14 protein-coding genes are annotated in these 16,510 nt (G+C 71.0%); 9 read left to right on the top strand and 5 right to left on the bottom strand.

Going from position 1 to position 16,510, the window contains the following annotated elements; all coding sequences use genetic code 11:
* Nucleotides 1–12: 12 nt before the first annotated feature.
* Nucleotides 13–1,539 (bottom strand): hypothetical protein, encoded by a 1,527-nt coding sequence (locus AABA78_RS06320; RefSeq protein ID WP_338262068.1) that lies wholly within the window; start codon nt 1,537–1,539, stop codon nt 13–15.
* 187 nt (nt 1,540–1,726) lie between these two features.
* Between AABA78_RS06320 and AABA78_RS06315 the strand changes: the two genes are divergently transcribed.
* Both AABA78_RS06315 and AABA78_RS06310 read left to right on the top strand, forming a co-directional pair.
* A complete protein-coding gene (locus AABA78_RS06315) occupies nt 1,727–3,496 on the top strand; it encodes a tetratricopeptide repeat protein (RefSeq protein ID WP_338262067.1) in 1,770 nt (589 codons plus the stop codon).
* A gap of 51 nt (nt 3,497–3,547) precedes the next feature.
* Nucleotides 3,548–5,926, top strand: coding sequence for a YfhO family protein (locus tag AABA78_RS06310; protein WP_338262066.1), 2,379 nt, complete (start codon nt 3,548–3,550; stop codon nt 5,924–5,926).
* Here AABA78_RS06310 and AABA78_RS06305 read toward each other — a convergent pair.
* From AABA78_RS06305 to AABA78_RS06290, 4 genes are all read right to left on the bottom strand, one after another.
* Complete coding sequence (locus AABA78_RS06305; RefSeq protein ID WP_338262065.1) at nt 5,923–6,690, bottom strand: ABC transporter permease; 768 nt, start codon at nt 6,688–6,690, stop codon at nt 5,923–5,925. The genes AABA78_RS06310 and AABA78_RS06305 overlap by 4 nt on opposite strands.
* Nucleotides 6,687–7,670 carry an ABC transporter ATP-binding protein gene (locus AABA78_RS06300; RefSeq protein WP_338262064.1) on the bottom strand — a complete coding sequence of 328 codons (984 nt, stop codon included), beginning with the start codon at nt 7,668–7,670 and terminating at the stop codon, nt 6,687–6,689. The genes AABA78_RS06305 and AABA78_RS06300 overlap by 4 nt, the downstream gene beginning before the upstream one ends.
* A complete protein-coding gene (locus AABA78_RS06295; RefSeq protein ID WP_338262063.1) occupies nt 7,648–8,565 on the bottom strand; it encodes a tetratricopeptide repeat protein in 918 nt (305 codons plus the stop codon). The genes AABA78_RS06300 and AABA78_RS06295 overlap by 23 nt, the downstream gene beginning before the upstream one ends.
* Nucleotides 8,566–8,685: 120 nt before the next feature.
* Entirely contained in the window at nt 8,686–9,279 is a 594-nt protein-coding gene (locus AABA78_RS06290; protein ID WP_338262062.1) for a type IV pilin protein, read from the bottom strand.
* A gap of 231 nt (nt 9,280–9,510) precedes the next feature.
* On the opposite strand from AABA78_RS06290, the gene AABA78_RS06285 reads away from it, so the two are divergent.
* The 7 genes from AABA78_RS06285 to AABA78_RS06255 all read left to right on the top strand — a co-directional run bounded on the left by AABA78_RS06285 (nt 9,511) and on the right by AABA78_RS06255 (nt 16,476).
* Entirely contained in the window at nt 9,511–10,638 is a 1,128-nt protein-coding gene (locus AABA78_RS06285) for a prepilin peptidase (RefSeq protein WP_338262061.1), read from the top strand.
* Nucleotides 10,639–10,660: 22 nt separating this feature from the next.
* Nucleotides 10,661–11,779: a sensor histidine kinase gene (locus AABA78_RS06280; protein WP_338262060.1), complete on the top strand. Its 1,119-nt coding sequence runs from the start codon at nt 10,661–10,663 to the stop codon at nt 11,777–11,779.
* A 34-nt stretch (nt 11,780–11,813) separates the two neighbouring features.
* Complete coding sequence (locus AABA78_RS06275) at nt 11,814–13,226, top strand: sigma-54-dependent transcriptional regulator (RefSeq protein WP_338262059.1); 1,413 nt, start codon at nt 11,814–11,816, stop codon at nt 13,224–13,226.
* A gap of 240 nt (nt 13,227–13,466) precedes the next feature.
* Nucleotides 13,467–14,549 (top strand): type IV pilus assembly protein PilM, encoded by a 1,083-nt coding sequence (gene pilM / locus AABA78_RS06270; RefSeq protein ID WP_014399064.1) that lies wholly within the window; start codon nt 13,467–13,469, stop codon nt 14,547–14,549.
* 31 nt (nt 14,550–14,580) lie between these two features.
* On the top strand, nt 14,581–15,264 hold the full coding sequence (locus tag AABA78_RS06265) for a PilN domain-containing protein (RefSeq protein WP_338262058.1): 684 nt from the start codon (nt 14,581–14,583) through the stop codon (nt 15,262–15,264).
* Nucleotides 15,265–15,286: 22 nt separating this feature from the next.
* Nucleotides 15,287–15,871 carry a type IV pilus inner membrane component PilO gene (locus AABA78_RS06260; protein ID WP_338262057.1) on the top strand — a complete coding sequence of 195 codons (585 nt, stop codon included), beginning with the start codon at nt 15,287–15,289 and terminating at the stop codon, nt 15,869–15,871.
* A 44-nt stretch (nt 15,872–15,915) separates the two neighbouring features.
* Nucleotides 15,916–16,476, top strand: a complete 561-nt coding sequence (locus AABA78_RS06255; RefSeq protein ID WP_338262056.1) for a pilus assembly protein PilP — start codon at nt 15,916–15,918, stop codon at nt 16,474–16,476.
* Nucleotides 16,477–16,510: the final 34 nt, after the last annotated feature.

The following is a 16,510-nucleotide window of genomic DNA, read 5'->3' as shown; positions in this document are numbered from 1 at the left end:
CGCGAGCTTCTCTCAGGGCGTCGCAGCCGTGTCCGGAGTCGCGGCCGGGCGGGTCGGCTCCGCCGGGGGCAGGGCGGTGCGGTAGAGGCGCCACCGTCCCTGCTGCGTCACGGCCCGCACGGGCATGGTGGCCTCGAACTGCGCGTGCATCTCCTCCGGGAGGCCTACCAGCAGGTAGTCGAAATGGCGGAAGTCCCGCTCCGGTTTGAGCATCCGCGTGTCCCACTCCACGCCCCAACTCCACGGGGGCGCCCGGCGCTTTCGGAACACCACCGGGTTGGGGGCGAACCAGGCGAAGGAGAAGTTGTTCCGTGCGCCGAGCAGCACATGGCTCCATGCGAAGAGCTGGAGGTAGGGGCGTCCGCGGACCAGCGAGCTGGAGACCAGATAGTCCAGGCCCATGACGCGGCTGCCCTCGGGCGTGGCCTCGAGCGAGGCCTCGAACCCGGACAGGTCCTGTTCCTCGTAGGTGCGCCAGACCAGCGAGGTGAAGCCGGACAGCAGCAGCAGCAGCGCGGCGGACCAGGCATGGAGAGCGCGCGCGGGCAGCCGGGGCGTGGGGAGCGCGAGCACCACCAACGCGAGGCCGAAGGGCATCCACCGCTCCGCCATGAGGATGGTGTTCTGGGCGATGTCGGGCAACGCCAGGGCCAGGGCCACCATCAGCAGTCCCGGCGGCAGCAGCGCTCCATCCACCTCACGCCGCAGCGCTCCGCGGTGCTGCCACAGCCCCAGCGCCACCCACAGCACGACGAGCAGGACGAGCGGCCCCTCCACGGAGTCGCGAAGGCCGCCCAGCGCCGCGGCGGTGAAGCCCGAGGGTGACAGCCGGTTGCCCAGGTCGCGCAGGTACGCCGTGCGCGAGGTGAATCCCCGCTGCGACAGTTGTGAGAACCACACCAATGCCAGCACACCGACGGGGACCACCGCCGCGCCCTGGAGGAGCACGGTCCGCCAGCCCGGGCGGGTGCGCGCCCAGTGCAGCACCAGCGTGAGCATGCCCAGGGCGAACCAGAGCGCGTGGAACCAGTACAGCAACGCCGCGCCCACGAAGAGCAGGAGGCCCCGGCGCGGGGAGATGCGCGGGGCCTGGATGATCAGCAGCCACGCCCCATATACCGGCCAGCCCGCCAGCAGCGGGATGAATCCCCAGTAGAGCACCTGGCTGAAGAAGAAGAGGGTGGCCAGCACCGCGGTGTCCACCGAGCGTCCGCGCCGCCATGCCAGCACGTGGACCGTCGCGGTCCACAACATGCCAAGCGCCAGCACCGCCGCGCTGCCAACCCACTCGAGGGGCAGGGCCAGCCACAGCGGGAGGAGCACCACGTGGGCGCCCCAGTACGGCGTCAGCGGTTGGATGCGGTAGGGGCTGTTCGGATCATGGAGCGCCTCCAGCAGCAGCCGCACCTGGCCCAGGTGCTGGGGCAGGTCCGTGATGGGAGGGAACTTCACTCCCAGGCAAGGCAGGGCGACGCCCACCACGCAGAGCAGCAGCAGCGGCAGACGGAGACGGAAGGGGCTGGGGACCGGGTCACTCATGTCGGACGGTCCGCGCGCCCGGAAGGCCCGCGGTGATGCCGGCACCATAGTCCGGGTGTGCCGGATGCAGGAGCCGGTGAATCGTCCCGGCGGGCACCTGGCGGGCAGGAGACCGTGCGGCGCGGCGCTTCCGGTTACCACGAGGGGTGGGGGCGTGGGCCCGTGGTAGCTTCAAAGGCCACCTCCGATGCTGCCGCCTTCCTCGCGTCCCCCCCTCCCGCGTCCCGCCGTCCAGTACGCCCTGGTGGCGCTGGCCGCGCTGCTCGTGTTCGCCGGCACGCTGGCGAACGGCTTCGTCTACGACGACAACCAGCTCGTGCTGGAGAACCCGTGGCCCCGCTCCCTGGCGGGGGTGCAAGAGGCCTTCGGCCAGCCGCTGTTCGGCTTCCTGGAGTCCTCCACCGCGCAGGACCCGCGGCACCACTACTACCGGCCGCTGATGCACGTGTTCGTCTTCGTGCTGCGGCAGGGCTTCGGGCTCCAGGCGTGGGCCTATCACCTGGCGCTGATGCTCGGGCACGCCGCGGTGTCGGTGCTGGTCCTCTGGCTCTTGCGCGCGTGCCTGTCCCCCGCGCGCTCCACGTCCGGCGAGGGCGCGGGGGCGGGCACGTGGGCCGCGCTGGGCGGCGCGCTGCTCTTCGCCCTGCACCCCGTGCACACGGAGGCGGTGGCGTGGGTGAGCGGCGCCATGGACGTGGGCATGACGCTGGCGGTGCTGGTGGCGGCGCGGCTGTGGCTGCCAGCCCCCGCGACGGCGCCCCGGGCGCTGGGGGCCGCTGCCGTGTGGCTGGTGGGGCTGCTCTTCAAGGAGACCGCCTTCGTCCTGCCCGCGCTCTTGTGGGCGCTGGAGCGCGCCACGGCCTCCGCGCAGGCGCGGGGCGGCTGGGGCGCGCAGGCGCGGCGCTTCGGCCTGCTGGGGCTGGGCGGGGCGGCGTACGGAGTACTCCGGCTCGCGGCCATGGGGGGCGCGCTCCCCGGCCACAGCGCACCGCCGACGGCGGCGGGGCTCGCGAGTGTGTTCGCGTTCCCGGCGGACCTGGGGGGCAAGCTCGTGTGGCCCGTGCCGCTGGCGGTGCTGTCGCCCGGCGGGCTGGTGGAGTCCTGGGCGGATCCGCGCGTGCCGGCGGGGGCGCTGCTCGTGGCGGCACTGCTGGCGCTGGCCGTGTGGGCCTGGCGCCGGGAGCAGCGGGTGGCCCAGGCCGGCCTCTTCTGGCTGGGCCTGCCCGCGGCGCCAGCGCTGGCGCTCCAGGCGCGGGGCGTGGACGCCTACGCCGAGCGCTACCTGTACCTGCCTTCCATCGGCTTCGTGCTCTGCGTGGCCCTGGCGCTGCGCGCGGGGCTCCTGCGCTGGCCCGACCGCGCCCGCATGCTGGGGCTCGTGTCCGGGGGCGTGCTCGCGGCCTTCGCGCTGCTGACGCTGGTGTACGTGCCGGTCTGGCGCGACGACCTGACGCTCTGGACCTACGTGGAGGAGACGGTGGTGGAGCAGCCGCTCATCCACTCCAGCCTGGGCAACCTGCACCTCAACGCCGGGCGCGTGGACGAAGCCATCCCCCACCTGGAGGTCGCCGCCCGGGGCCTCCCCCGTGAGTTCCGCGTCCACAACAACCTGGCCGTGGCGTACGCGAAGACGGGCCGGTTCGGCGACGCCAGGCGGGAGCTGGAGCGCACGGCGCGCCTCATGCCGGACAACCCCGTCGCGTGGCACAACCTGGGGCTCGTGTCGCGAAGGGAAGGGGACCTGGAGAAGGCCATCGCGTACTTCCGTGACGCGCTCCGGCTGGCGCCCCGGCGCGTGGATTCGCTGCTGGAGCTGGGCCGCACGCTGCTGCGGGCCGGCCGCACGGCGGAGGCCGTCGCCCCGCTGGAAGAGGCCCTCCGGCTGGAGCCGGGCCTCGAGCCCGCGCGCAAGGCCCTGGCGGAAGCCCGGGCCGCGGCATCCCCGCCACCGCGCTGAAGGGCAGTCCGCTATGGTCGGGCGCGGCGGGCCAGACGGCCAGGGAGCGCGATGAGCGACCAGGAGCGCGGGGCAGCGGTCGGGCGGTGGGGCTGGGTCGCGGTGGCCGCGCTGCTGTGGGGCCTCTTCTTCTTCCGGGCGTTCTCCACGTCCGGCGTCTTCATGGGCGGAGACACGCTGCGGGATTTCTATCCCATGCGGCACTACTGGGCCTCGCGCGTCCTGGCGTTCGAGTTCCCCGACTGGCTCCCCTACGACGGCCTGGGCCAGTCCTTCCCCGGCATCTTCATCACCGGGACGTTCCACCCGATGCTGTGGCTGCACCTCGTGCTGCCGCTCGGGCTCGCCGCCAAGGTGACGCTCCTCACGTGCTTCCCCCTGGCGCTGGGCGGCACGTACGCCCTGGTCCGCGCGTGGGAGGTCCCCCGCGCCGGCGCGCTCTTCGCCGGCGTGACGTTCGCGTTCTGCGGCTACCTCGTCTGCAGCACCGGCAACCCCAAGTACCTCCAGGCGGCGAGCACGCTGCCCGGCGCGCTCTGGCTCGCGCTGCGCTTCCTGCGTCAGCCGGGGCTGCCGCGGCTGACGCTCGCGGGCATGGGGCTGGCCCTGCTGGCGTTCGCCGGGGACGCCCAGGCCTTCGTCATGGCCAATGCCCTCGTCGTGTGCGTGGCGGCCCTGGACCCGCACGCGGGGCCGTGGCGCCGGCGCGCGGGGGCGTGCGCGCTGCTCATCCTGGCGGGAGGCCTGCTGGCCGCGCCCCAGCTGCTGCCCGCCGCAGCGCTCACCGCGGCCTCGGAGCCGGGCGCGCGCTCGCTCGGGGAGGCGCAGCGCTTCTCGCTCCACCCGCTGCGGCTCTGGGAGCTCTTCCTGGGGCCCTTCCTCGCGGACGCGGAGGGCACGCAGGGCATCCCCTATGCCGTGGTGACGCACCTGGTCCCCTCCGGCGGGTTCGGCCGCGCCTGGGTGGACTCGGTGTACCTGGGCGTGCCCGCCTGCGTGCTGGCGCTCGCGGGCGGGGTCGCTTCGGTCCGGCGGTGGCGCACGTGGGCGTTCGTGGCGCTCTGGGCGCTGCTGCTCGCGCTCTGCCTGGGGGACGCGTTGCCGGTGTACGGCTGGGCCTATCACCTGGTCCCGTTCTGGAGGCCCTTCCGCTACCCGGAGAAGCTGGTGCCGCTCGTCTCCCTGGGGCTGGCGGTCGCCGCCGGCCTGGGGTGGAAGCGGTGCCTGGGCGAAGGCGGAGCGGTCCGCGCCGTCGTCGGGGTGGGGCTGCTCGTGGCGCTGCCGTGCGCGGGGCTCGCGCTGGCGGAGGGAGGCCGCCAGTGGTGGAGCGAGCACTGGCTGCGCCCCCGCTGGCCGGACGTCCCCGGGCCCGTGCTCCAGGGGTTGTCCGACAACGTCGTCGCCACCGCGGCCACGGCGGCGCTGCTCGCGTTCGCCTGCGCGGCGCTGGCCCTCCTGCGCGAGCGCCCCGTCCCGCGCGGCGCGCTGCTCGTGGCCCTCCAGTGGGGCGCGCTCATGAGGGCCAACGAGCCGCTCTACCAGCTGTCCCCGGCGGAGCTGCTGAGCACGCCGCCGCCCTTCGTCGAGCACATCCGCGCGGCAGTCCCCCCGGGAGAGCGCGTCCGGGTGGCCTCGTCGCTGCGCGAGACCGCTCCGCCGCGCCTTCCCGGCCTCAGCTACAACGACAGCCTGCACCTGACGCTGCTGTCCGCCCTGGCCCCGGACATGGTGGCGCTGTGGGGCCTGGACAGCGCGAACGAGTACCTGCCCGGGGTCAGCTCCCGCGTGCGCCAGCTCAAGGTGGACCGGATGCAATGGTTCACGCGGCTCGCGCCCCGCCTGGGCACCCGGTTCCTCGCCTGCGCCACGTCGGAGTACGCGGCCCTGGCCCCCCGGCTGTCCGCGCGAAGCACCATCGCGGAGCCCGTGCTGGGCCTGACGCTGGTGGAGTACGCGGACTCCATGCCGCGCGTCTACCTGGCCCGTCCCGAGTGCGTCGCGGACCGGGACGCGGCCGCGCGGCGGATGCTGTCCGCCACGCTCCCGCCGCCGGACGTCGCCATCGTGGAGTGCACGGCCCCGCTGCCCGCCGCGCCGGAAGGGCCCCTGGGGCCGGTGCGCGTCGCCCCGGGCACCCCGGAGCACCTCACCCTGGAGGTGGAGGCGCGCGCCCCCGCCGTCCTCGTCGTCAACGACGCCCTCCAGCCCGGCTGGCGCGCGACGGTGGACGGGCAGGACGTGCCCATCCTGCCCGCCAACGTGGCGGTCCGCGCGGTGGCGGTCCCCGCCGGCCGTCACGTGGTGGAGCTCCACTACCGCACGCCCGGCCTGACGGCGGGGCTCGTCGTGGGCGCGGCGGCGTGGCTGGGGCTCCTGCTGGCCTGCCTGGGGACGCGCTTCGTCCCCAGGCGGCGGCAGGCGGCGCCCTAGCGGAAGTCGCGCCGCTCGAAGATGGTGATGGCCAGGGTGATCAGCACCAGCGTCCACGCCAGGCTGTAGCCCACGCCGGAGAAGAACGTGGACGCGTCCACCTGCAGCGCGTACGTGGCCTGGGGCCGGAAGTTCACCCGCTCCAGGTTGGGCAGCAGGTAGTACAGCGTCTTTCCAATCGCCTGGACCGCGCCGCTCTCCGAGCGGTTGGCGAGCGTGTACAGGTCCCCCGTCAGGTGCCCGGTGAAGTACATGCCCGTGGTCGCGATGGCGGACACGGCCGGCCCGGCGAAGCTGGAGAAGAGGATGCCCACGCTGCTGAGGATGAGCAGCTCGAACCACAGCCCCGCGCTCGCCAGCAGCTGCGTGGAGGTGATGTTCGCGCCGAAGAGCAGCAGCTCCAGCAGGAAGATGAGCGTCATCGCCACCAGCAGCACGCCCAGCGTCAGCATGTTGCCCGCCAGCCGCGCCAGCAGGAACTGACGGCGCGACACGGGCTTGCTCACCACCAGGAAGATGGTGCGCCGTTCAATCTCCCGGCTGAGCAGGCTGCTGGACAGGAAGATGGTGAGGAAGACGAGGATCATGCTCATCATCCCCAGGCCGAAGTCCGTCAGCACGCGGTCGAACGTCGCGACCGTCACCTCCGTCACCAGCGTGGAGGACAGCAGCACCACCGCGGCGAACACGCCCACCACCACCGTCACCCGGTTGCGGCGCGCCTCGCGAAAGCCATTCCACATCATCGCGCTGAAGGCGCTCACGTGTTGATCTCCCCGCCCACGCTGGTCGCGCGGCCTGACTCCTTCAGCGCGTTCATGAACAGCTGCTCCAGCGAGAAGCGCGCCGGCTGCATCCGGTTCACCCGTCCGCCCGCGCCCAGCACGCCCCCCAGCAGCCGCTGGCTGTCCACGTCCGCCACCTGCAACATCACGCGGCCGTCCAGGGCCTGCACCGACTCCAGCGGAATGCCCAGGCCCCGGACCTGCTCGGAGTTCATCCCCTCCACCACCACCTCCATGGATGAGGCCTGCGCGGACACCAGCTCCTGCACGCTGCCCTCGCGCACCCGCCGGCCGCCCACCAGCACCGCCAGCCGGTCGCAGAGCGACTCCACGTCCGGGATGATGTGGCTGCAGAAGAGCACCGTGGTGCCCTTGGCCCGCTCGGCCAGGATGAGGTCGCGCATCTGCCGGCGCCCCAGGGGATCCAGCCCGCTCGTGGGCTCGTCCAGGATGAGCAGCTTCGGCCGGCCCACCAGCGCCTGCGCCAGGGCCACGCGCTGCACCATGCCCTTGGAGTAGCGGCGGATTTGCAGCTTCTCCGCGCCCGCCATCTCCACCGCGCCCATCACCTCCGTGACGCGGCCGTCCAGCTCGTGCCCGGACAGGCCCGCAAGCTGCCCCGCGAGCGTCACGAACTCACGGCCCGTGAGGTATTCGTAGGGGGCGGGGTTCTCCGGCACGAAGCCCACCAGCCTGCGCGTGGCGGCGTCCTCCACGGGGCGCCCGAAGAGCCGCGCGGTGCCGCCGCTGGGGCGCACCAGGTTCATCAGGATCTTGATGGTCGTGGACTTGCCCGCGCCGTTGGGCCCGAGCAGTCCGTAGATCTGCCCGGCATCCACCCGCAGGTCCATGGACTGGAGGGCCCGCACGGTGCGGTTGAACCAGAAGCCGACCTTGTAGGTCTTGTGCAGCCCCTGCGCCTGGATGGGCGGGGCTTCAGGGCTGAGAGGATTCGTCATGGTTCGTGACTCGGGGCTTGGGGACCAGGCGCTCGCCGTCCTCGGTGCGTTCATCCTCGATGAGCTCCATGCGGAAGCGCACGGCGTCGGAATAGGCGCGGCCATCTTCCCCCAGGAAGAACCTGCCACCCAGCGGATCCTCGGGAAGCCGGTCCAGGTCTCCCGAGGAGACCAGCGCGGGCAGGTTGCTGGGGAGGTGGCCCTCGCGCTCGCGGTAGCGGGTGATGGCCTCGTCGACGGTGCGCAGCACCCGCTCCTGGAGGATCTCCTGCACCCGGTGCGCGTAGAACTCGCGCGTCTCGTTGTCCTCCGCGCCGTCGCGCAGGGCCATGCTGAGCGACAGGCCGCTGTCGAAGTCGCCGGACTGCGCGTACAGCCGCGTGGCCAGCGCCAAGTACCAGGGTGGAGCGTCAGGCCGCCGCGACAGCTCCTGGATGATGTCCGCCGCTTCCTTGTACTTCTTCTCGAAGAACATCAGGTTGTACGCCAGCTGGAACGACAGCCGCTGGTTGTCCGGCAGGTGCTTCAGCCCCTTGCGCAGGATGGCGCTCGACTCCGCGGCGTTCAGGTACTCGCCCTTGCCCAGGTGGACCGGCACGGTGATGCCTGAATAGAAGTAGGCCTGCCAGAAGCCGGGATCCAGGTCGGTGACCAGGTCCGCGTAGTCGTAGATCTGCCGGTACTCGGAAGGCTTCGACGCCGCGCCGATGCGGTTGAGCAGGAGGATCCAGAAGTAGTCCGTGACCAGCCCCTGCTGGGCGCGGAAGAGGGTCTTGAGCAGCCCCGGCCGGGGCAGCAGGGGCCCACCGCCCTGCCTGGAGACGGGCCGGGGGGGCGAGGACAGCAGCGCCACCAACAACACGCCCGGGACGAATCGCAGGTACACCTTCACCATGGCTCCACCCAACGAAAATGGGGCGCCCGATATGCCCGGGCGCCCCATGGATTCTGCCATCACCTGTGCGGACCCGTCATGACGGATCTGCGGAGGGATCCGGCCGAACCGCCTGAGCGACTACTCGCAGCTCACGTCGTTGTACGCGTTGCCCGGCTCACCGGCGGAGATGAGCGTGGTGTCCACGCCGCAGGTGCCGGCCAGCGTCGCGCCAGACGGGTTGGAGGTGATGCCCCACGCGTCGCCGGCCGCGTCGTTGTCGACGTTACCGACCGCGTTCGCGCTGAAGGAGCAGTTCGGGCAGCTCGTCACGGCAGGCTGCACGCCCAGGGCCGCGATCGCGTCCTTGGTGCCCGGCGCGGTGACGAACTTCGCCGAGTCCTGGCCGATGCAGCCGGCGGAGGCGGTGCGGGCGGTAACGGCCTGCGCGGCGGCGCAGCCCGTCTTCAGGCCGTAGCTGTAGCGGTTCGCGGGCTCCGGGTCGAAACCGATGACCGTGAAGTCGGTGGAGTACTTGTCCTTCTCACCGAAGTACGACTTCTGCGCCGTGAAGATGGCCTTGAGGTTCGTCTTGGCCTCGGACTGCTTCGACTTCGCCTGGAAGCGGATGAAGTTCGGGATGGCGATGGCGGCCAGGATGCCGATGATGGCGACCACGATCATCAGCTCGATGAGGGTGAAGCCACCCTTCTTCCGGAAGAGACGGTTCATCATGTTTGGGGACTCCGCGGCAGGCAGAGGGGGGTTGAACGACGTGCGAACTCTTAGCACGAAGAGTGCCACGCCGAACAATCCACCCAACCCCCGGGATTCCCAGGGCAGGCGGGCGCAGCGGTGGGTGGATCAGCCGCGAGGCCTGCCAATTTTTGTCACCCGCGCTGACGGTTTTCGTCCTCCATCGCGCAGTCGCCAGCTCCGGAAGCGGCGGGTAGGATTCCGGGCTCCGTGACGTTCACCTACGCGCCGGGCTGGGCCGAGCCCCTCTTCATCCTCTTCCTGTTCATCCTCGGCCTGTGCATCGGCTCCTTCCTCAATGTCGTCATCGCGCGGGTGCCAGAAGGACTGAGCATCGTGCGGCCCGGCTCCCGCTGCCCGAAGTGCGGGCACGTGCTCTCCTGGTACGAGAACATCCCCGTCCTGTCGTGGCTGGGCCTGCGCGGGAAGTGCCGGGGCTGCGGCATGCCCATCTCTCCGCGCTACGTGATGGTGGAGCTGCTCACGGGGCTGTTGTTCCTCGCGTGCCTCAAGCGCTTTGACTGGACGTACGCGCTGGTGCCCGCGCTGGTGCTCGTGTTCCTGCTGGTGCCGCTCACCTTCATCGACCTGGAACACTGGATCCTCCCGTTCTCGCTGACGCTGCCGGGCATCGCGGCGGGCGTGCTGCTGGCCATCCCCCGGGGCGCGGGCGCGGTGGCGCAGGCGGCGCTGGGCGCGGCGGTGGGGTTCCTCGGCTTCCGGTTGATGGAGTACATCGGTTGGCGCGCGTTCAAGCGCGAGGCGCTGGGCGGCGGGGACAAGTTCCTCGTCGCGCTCCTGGGTGCGTTCCTGGGGTGGCACTCGCTGCTGGGCATCCTCTTCTTCTCGTCGCTGCAGGGCTCCATCGTGGGCGTGGCGCTGCTCGCCCTCACGGGCAGGGCGGGGCCGCGCGGCGCTCCCCAGCAGTCCGCCGGGGAGCCTGGGGCCGCCGCACCCCCGCCGGAGGAGGCCGTGGGCGGCGGCGCGGCGCCCCCGCATCCACCTCAGGGCCCGGAGGCCGACGCGGCACTCACCCCGGCTCCGGAGGCTCCGGCGGAGGAAGAAGCGCCCGAGCCCACGATGACGTGGGACTTCACGAAGCCCGGCCTGCCCCTGTGGAAGCGGGTGGTGCTCGTCCCCTGGTGCCTGCTCTTCCAGCCCATCCCGGACGCGGAGCTGGACGAGGCGGGGGAGGAGGAGGAGTGGGTCCCCGGTCCCACCAACATCCCTTTCGGCCCGTGGCTGGCGCTGGCGGGGCTGGAGGTGATGCTGCTGGGGCCGTGGCTCATGCGCGTGCTGCCGGTGGAGGTGGCGCTGATGCTGGGGGGGACGCGGTGAGGGGGCTCGGGCCGGTGCCGGGATGAAGTGGCGCATCGCCAGCGTGGCGTTCCTCCTGGGGTCGCTGTCCACGGGCCTGTCGTGGCTGACGCTGCAGCCGGTGTTGATCCGCCTCCTGGACACGGCGCGCAGGCTGGCGCTGCCGGGGTCGCTGGACATGGAGGGCCTGGCGCGGATCCGCGCCTTCCTGCCGCTGGCGCTGGGGCTGGACCTGCTGGTGCTGACGGTCCTGGCCTACGGCGTGCTGTACCTGGCGGTGGGGCGCCCGCTGCGCGCCATGGAGAAGTCCGTGGAGCAACTGGGACGGCTGCAACTGGACGTGCCGCTCTCCGGGCAGGGCGGGCCGTTCCTGTCGCGCATCCAGGGCGAGCTGCGGCGCATGGCGGAGGCGCTGCGCCAGGAGCAGGCCCTCACGCGCTCGCAGCTGGAGGCGCTGCGCGAGGCGAACGCCCGGCTCGCGCGGGCGCAGACGGAGCTGGTCGCCTCCGAGCGGCTGGCCACGGTGGGGAAGCTGGCCGCGGGCGTGGCGCACGAGGTGGGCAACCCGCTGGCGGGCATCCTGGGCTACCTCTCCCTGGCGCGCTCCCGGGCGCAGGGGCCGGAGCTGAAGGACTTCCTGGAGCGCATCGACCACGAGGTGCTCCGCATCGACCGCATCGTGCGGGGGCTGCTGGACCTGGGCCGTCCGGCCAGCACCCAGCCCGGGCCGGTGGACGTGGGGCAGGTGGTGGAGACGTGCGTGCGGCTGGTGCGCGCCGGGCCGGAGCTGGACCGGGTGGACGTCACCCTGGAGGTGACACCCGGGCTGCTGGCCCGCGCCGACAGCGGCCCCCTGTCGCAGATCCTCATCAACCTGCTGCTCAACGCCGCCCAGGCCATGGGAGGCGAGGGCCACGTGCGCGTCTCCACCCGGCGCGAGGACGCGCTCGTCCTGGTGGAGGTGCGGGACAGCGGCCCGGGCCTGTCGCCGGAGGTGCGCGCGCACCTCTTCGAGCCGTTCTTCACCACCAAGGGGCGCCAGGGCACGGGCCTGGGGCTCGCGGTGTCGCTGAACCTGGCCCAGGGCATGGGCGGCCGGCTGGACGCGCGCGACGACGCGGGCGGCGGCGCGTGCTTCCGGCTGTCCCTGCCAGCGGCCTGACGGCGGCGGACCGGCGTATGATGGGGGGCACCCCATGCCCCTCTTCCGCACCGTCCTCGTCGCCGACGACGAGCCGTCCATCCGCCACATCCTCACCCTGGTGCTGACCGACAAGGGCTACGACGTGCGCGCCGTCGCCGACGGAGACGAGGCCCTGCGCGAGCTGTCCGCCCGCGCCTACGACGTCCTGCTGACGGACGTGCGCATGCCGAAGCGCGACGGGCTGTCGGTGCTCAAGGCCGCGCTCGCGGAGCAGCCCGGCCTCACCGTGGTGGTGATGAGCGCGTACGGCTCCCAGGAGCAGGCGCTGGAGGCGGTGCAGGCGGGCGCCTACGACTACGTCCAGAAGCCCTTCAAGCCGGAGGAGATCGTCCTCGTCCTGCGCAAGGCGGAGGAGCGCGAGCGGCTGGTGCGCGAGAACCGCCGGCTGCACGAGGCGCAGCTGCCCGGCGCGTCCGGGGGCCACATCCTGGGGCAGAGCGCCGCGCTCCAGGCGGTGCTCAAGCAGCTCGCGCGCGTCGCGCCCGTGGACACCACGGTGCTCATCTCCGGGGAGAGCGGCACCGGCAAGGAGCTCATCGCGCGCGAGCTGCACGGCCAGAGCCGCCGCGCCGCCATGCCCTTCGTCGCCGTCAACTGCGGCGCCATCCCCCACGGCCTGCTGGAGAGCGAGCTGTTCGGCCACGCGAAGGGCGCCTTCACCGACGCGCGCACCGCCCGCCGGGGCCTGTTCGCGGAGGCCGACGGCGGCACGCTCTTCCTCGACGAGGTGGGCGAGCTGCCCCTGGGCGCGCAGGTGAAGCTCCTGCGCGTGCTGCAGGAGGGTGAAATCAGGCCGGTGGGCGAAAGCCGCGTGGAGCGCGTGGACGTGCGCGTCGTGGCCGCCACGCTGCGCGACCTGGGCAAGCTGGTGGAGAAGGGCGACTTCCGCGAGGACCTCTACTACCGCCTCAACGTCGTGAACCTCACCCTGCCGCCCCTGCGCGAGCGTCGCGAGGACATCCCGCTGCTCGCCCGCGCCTTCCTCCACCGCTTCAACCGCGAGCTCAACCGGGATCCACCGGTGGAGGGCTTCACCCCGGAAGCGGAGGCGCTGATGACGGCCTACGGCTGGCCGGGCAACGTGCGCGAGCTGGAGAACGCCATGGAGCGCGCGGTGCTGCTCGCGGAGGGCACCCACGTCGCGCCTGGCAGCCTGCCGGAGAAGCTGTGGGCGGCTTCCGCACCCGCTCCGGCCGGGACGGCCGCGCCGCTACAGGCCGCAGCCGACCTGTCGCTCAAGCGCGCCATCCGGGAGCTGGAGGAGTCCTACATCCGGGCGGCGCTGCGGCGCACGAAGGGCAACCGCACCCGGGCGGCGGAGGTGCTGGACATCAGCCACCGGGCGCTCCTCTACAAGATCAAGGAGTACGGCATCGATCCGGACGCGGAAGGCACCCGGACCTGAGGGCAGGGGAGCGGCCCGGCCGCCGACCTTTCAAGAATCCTCCGGCAGGAATCCTCCGGCGCCATTTGACGGAACGCGTCCGGGGCCGGAAAATCGGGCCTCCGCGAAGGTGGGTCGGGGGCGCGGTCGTGGTTGGCTTTCACGGCGCTCTCCCGTCCGCAGGGCGGCCGGGCGCCACGCACTTTTTAGGAGGGGTATCAAGCCGGTGCTACGCTGGCCCCCTCTCCGATGGAGTTACGCATGGCGAAGGGCAAACTGGCACTCGGGCTGGATATCGGGTCGACGTCGATCAAGATGATCATGCTCAAGGAGCAGCGCAAGCGCGGCGAAGTCGGCTACGCGCTCCAGAGCTTCGGAATGAAGCCACTGCCCCCGGAAGCCATCGTGGACGGCGCGCTGATGAACTCCACGGCCATCGTCCAGGCGGTCCAGGAGCTGATGTCCGAACTGAAGGTCAAGGGCAAGGACGTCGCCATCGGCGTGTCCGGCCACTCGGTCATCATCAAGAAGATCCAGATGCCCCGCATGAGCCAGGAAGAGCTCGAGGAGAGCATCCAGTGGGAGGCGGAGCAGTACATCCCCTTCGACGTGAAGGACGTGAACATCGACACGCAGATCCTCGACGGCGGCGGCAACGACGCCACCGGTCAGATGGACGTGCTGCTGGTGGCCGCGAAGAAGGACATGATCAACGACTACACCACCGTGGTCTCCGAGGCGGGCCTCGCGCCGGTGGTGGTGGACGTGGACGCGTTCGCCGTCCAGAACATGTTCTCCACGAACTACGAGCTGCCGGACAAGGAGACCGTCGTCCTCATCAACGCCGGCGCCTCCGTGGTGAACATCAACATCATCGCCAACGGCGTCACCGTCTTCACCCGTGACGTGACCATCGGCGGCAACCAGTTCACCGAAGAGATCCAGAAGCAGCTCAACGTCTCCTACGAGGAGGCGGAGGCGCTGAAGATCGGCGGCAACCGCGCGGACGCGGACGCCGTCGTTCCCCAGGACGTGGAGCGCGTCCTCTCCAGCGTGGCGGAGCAGGTGGCCGGCGAAATCCAGCGCTCGCTGGACTTCTACGCGGGCACCGCCGCGGACTCGAACTTCACCAAGGTCTACCTCTCCGGCGGCACCGCGAAGATCCCCGCCCTGTTCAAGACCATCGAGGCGCGGACCGGCGTGCCGGTGGAGATCCTCAACCCGTTCCGGAAGATTGAAGTGGACAACCGCAAGTTCGACCCCGCGTTCATCATGGACGTGGCGCCCATGGCCGCGGTGGCAGTGGGACTGGCGCTCCGGCGCCCGGGCGACAAGCTGGGCTGATACCGCTCTGACCTTGAGGAACTGAACGCACATGATGATCCGAATCAACCTGCTGCCCGTCCGGGCGGTGAAGAAGCGGGAGATGGGCCGGCAGGTGCTGGCCCTCTACGCCGCGGTCCTGATCGCCGCGGTGGTGGGCAACTACTTCTGGTACGCGGACCGCGACGGCGAGCTGCAGCGGGCCAACCAGGGCATCGCCCAGACGCGCGCGAAGATCGCGGAGCTGGAGAAGGTCATCGGCGAGGTGACCAACATCAACGCCCGCAAGGCGGAGGTGGAGAAGAAGCTCGCGGTGCTGGACACGCTGCGCAAGGGCCGCAACGGGCCGGTCCGCATGCTGGACGCGCTGTCCTCCGCCATGCCCAAGAAGGTCTGGCTCAAGGACTTCGTGGAGGCCTCCAACAGCGTCACCATCAACGGCTCCGCCGTCAGCCATGACGAGGTCGCCGAGCTGATGCGTGGCCTGGGCGGCATGGTGTGGACGCCCAAGGGCATGGGGCGCCTGGTGGATCAGGGCCGCGGCGCCAGCAAGACGGCGCGCGTGGAGCTCTTCAACACGGAGACCGCCAACGTGGAGGAGTTCTCCTCCGGCGACATCAAGCCCTTCTTCGGGAACATCGAACTGACCAACGCCGTGCAGACCCGGCCCAGCACGGCCGGCGCCGCGTCCTACGTCGAGTTCAAGCTCACCCTCACCGCCAACTACGCCATCTGATTGGCGGCGAAGGACCCCTGTCATGGAAAAATACCTGGATCAACTCGCGAAGGCCCCTCCCGCGGCGAAGTTCGGCGGGCTCGCGGCCCTCGTCGTCCTGCTGACCGTGGGCAACTTCTTCTCCTTCATCCAGCCCACGGAAGAGGACATCGCCCGCCGCCAGTCCGAGCGCCGGACGCTGGACCTGGAGCTCGCGGAGAAGAGCGAGATCGCCCAGAACCTCAACGAGCGCCGTCGTGAGATGGACGTGCTCGAGCAGAAGCTGGCGGAGGCCCTCACGGAGCTGCCCGAGCGGCGCGACATGGAAGAGCTGCTCGCGCAGATCAACGACATCGGCAAGAAGTCCGGCCTGGAGATCTCCCGCGTGGAGCCCGACAAGGAGTACGTCGAGGGCAGCGAGTTCTTCGCGCGCATCCCCATCAAGATGACGGTGAGCGGCAACTACCACGAGATCGCCATGTTCCTTCAGGAGATGGCGAACATGCGCCGCATCGTCAACGTCAACAACATCAAGCTCGATAACGCGACCCTGAAGAACGAGAAGGTGGTCCTCCAGAGCAGCTTCCTGGCGACGACGTTCCGGTTCATCGAGACGAAGAGCAACTAGAAACTTGATCCGCCTGGCAACTGGGGCGACAAGGGATGACGCGGATGAAGACGTTCAAGTCCACGATGACCGCTGCGGTGATGGCGCTGACCCTGTCCGCTTGTGAGGACACGCCACCAGCTCCGCCACCTGCTCCCCCCCAGGCCGCCGCCCCCGCGCCGGCCCCGGTGGAAGAGAAGACCGAGGCGTCGGCGGCGCCAGCGTTCGTCTACACCTACAGTCCGGTGGGCAAGCGGGATCCGTTCCGCAGTCCGCTGGAAGAGCTCGGGCCGGTGGCGCGTGACGCACCGGAGCGAGCCTGCAACGAACCCCTGTGCGTGTTCGACCTCGACCAGCTCAAGCTGGTGGCGGTCGTCACGGGGGATTCCAGCCCGCTGGCGATGGTCGAGGACCCCCTGGGTCGCGGCCACATCGTCCGGCGCAACACCCGCGTGGGGCGCCAGGGCGGCAAGGTGACACAGATTCTAAGGGACTCGGTCACCGTCACCGAGGTCTTCACGGGTGCCAAGGGCGAGCTCATCAGCAACCCGGTGAGTCTCCAGCTCAAGGCGGATGGCGTGAAGGACCCCGCATACAACCTGATGACGGGCAAGAACTGGGAGTAGCGCCCCACGGCGCGCCCGCGGGCAGTCGTCGCCC

This window comes from Corallococcus caeni (assembly GCF_036245865.1).
In the GTDB taxonomy this organism is placed as follows: domain Bacteria; phylum Myxococcota; class Myxococcia; order Myxococcales; family Myxococcaceae; genus Corallococcus; species Corallococcus caeni.
The sequence above is the reverse complement of the archived record's forward strand: the minus strand, read 5'-3'. Positions and strand labels throughout refer to the sequence as shown.

Coding starts and splice junctions, on each gene's coding strand:
- AABA78_RS06320 (WP_338262068.1), bottom strand. CDS start 1,539: ATGAGTGACCCGGTCCCCAGCCCCTTCCGTCTCCGTCTGCCGCTGCTG.
- AABA78_RS06315 (WP_338262067.1), top strand. CDS start 1,727: ATGCTGCCGCCTTCCTCGCGTCCCCCCCTCCCGCGTCCCGCCGTCCAG.
- AABA78_RS06310 (WP_338262066.1), top strand. CDS start 3,548: ATGAGCGACCAGGAGCGCGGGGCAGCGGTCGGGCGGTGGGGCTGGGTC.
- AABA78_RS06300 (WP_338262064.1), bottom strand. CDS start 7,670: ATGACGAATCCTCTCAGCCCTGAAGCCCCGCCCATCCAGGCGCAGGGG.
- AABA78_RS06295 (WP_338262063.1), bottom strand. CDS start 8,565: ATGGTGAAGGTGTACCTGCGATTCGTCCCGGGCGTGTTGTTGGTGGCG.
- AABA78_RS06290 (WP_338262062.1), bottom strand. CDS start 9,279: ATGATGAACCGTCTCTTCCGGAAGAAGGGTGGCTTCACCCTCATCGAG.
- AABA78_RS06280 (WP_338262060.1), top strand. CDS start 10,661: ATGAAGTGGCGCATCGCCAGCGTGGCGTTCCTCCTGGGGTCGCTGTCC.
- AABA78_RS06275 (WP_338262059.1), top strand. CDS start 11,814: ATGCCCCTCTTCCGCACCGTCCTCGTCGCCGACGACGAGCCGTCCATC.
- pilM (WP_014399064.1), top strand. CDS start 13,467: ATGGCGAAGGGCAAACTGGCACTCGGGCTGGATATCGGGTCGACGTCG.
- AABA78_RS06265 (WP_338262058.1), top strand. CDS start 14,581: ATGATGATCCGAATCAACCTGCTGCCCGTCCGGGCGGTGAAGAAGCGG.
- AABA78_RS06260 (WP_338262057.1), top strand. CDS start 15,287: ATGGAAAAATACCTGGATCAACTCGCGAAGGCCCCTCCCGCGGCGAAG.
- AABA78_RS06255 (WP_338262056.1), top strand. CDS start 15,916: ATGAAGACGTTCAAGTCCACGATGACCGCTGCGGTGATGGCGCTGACC.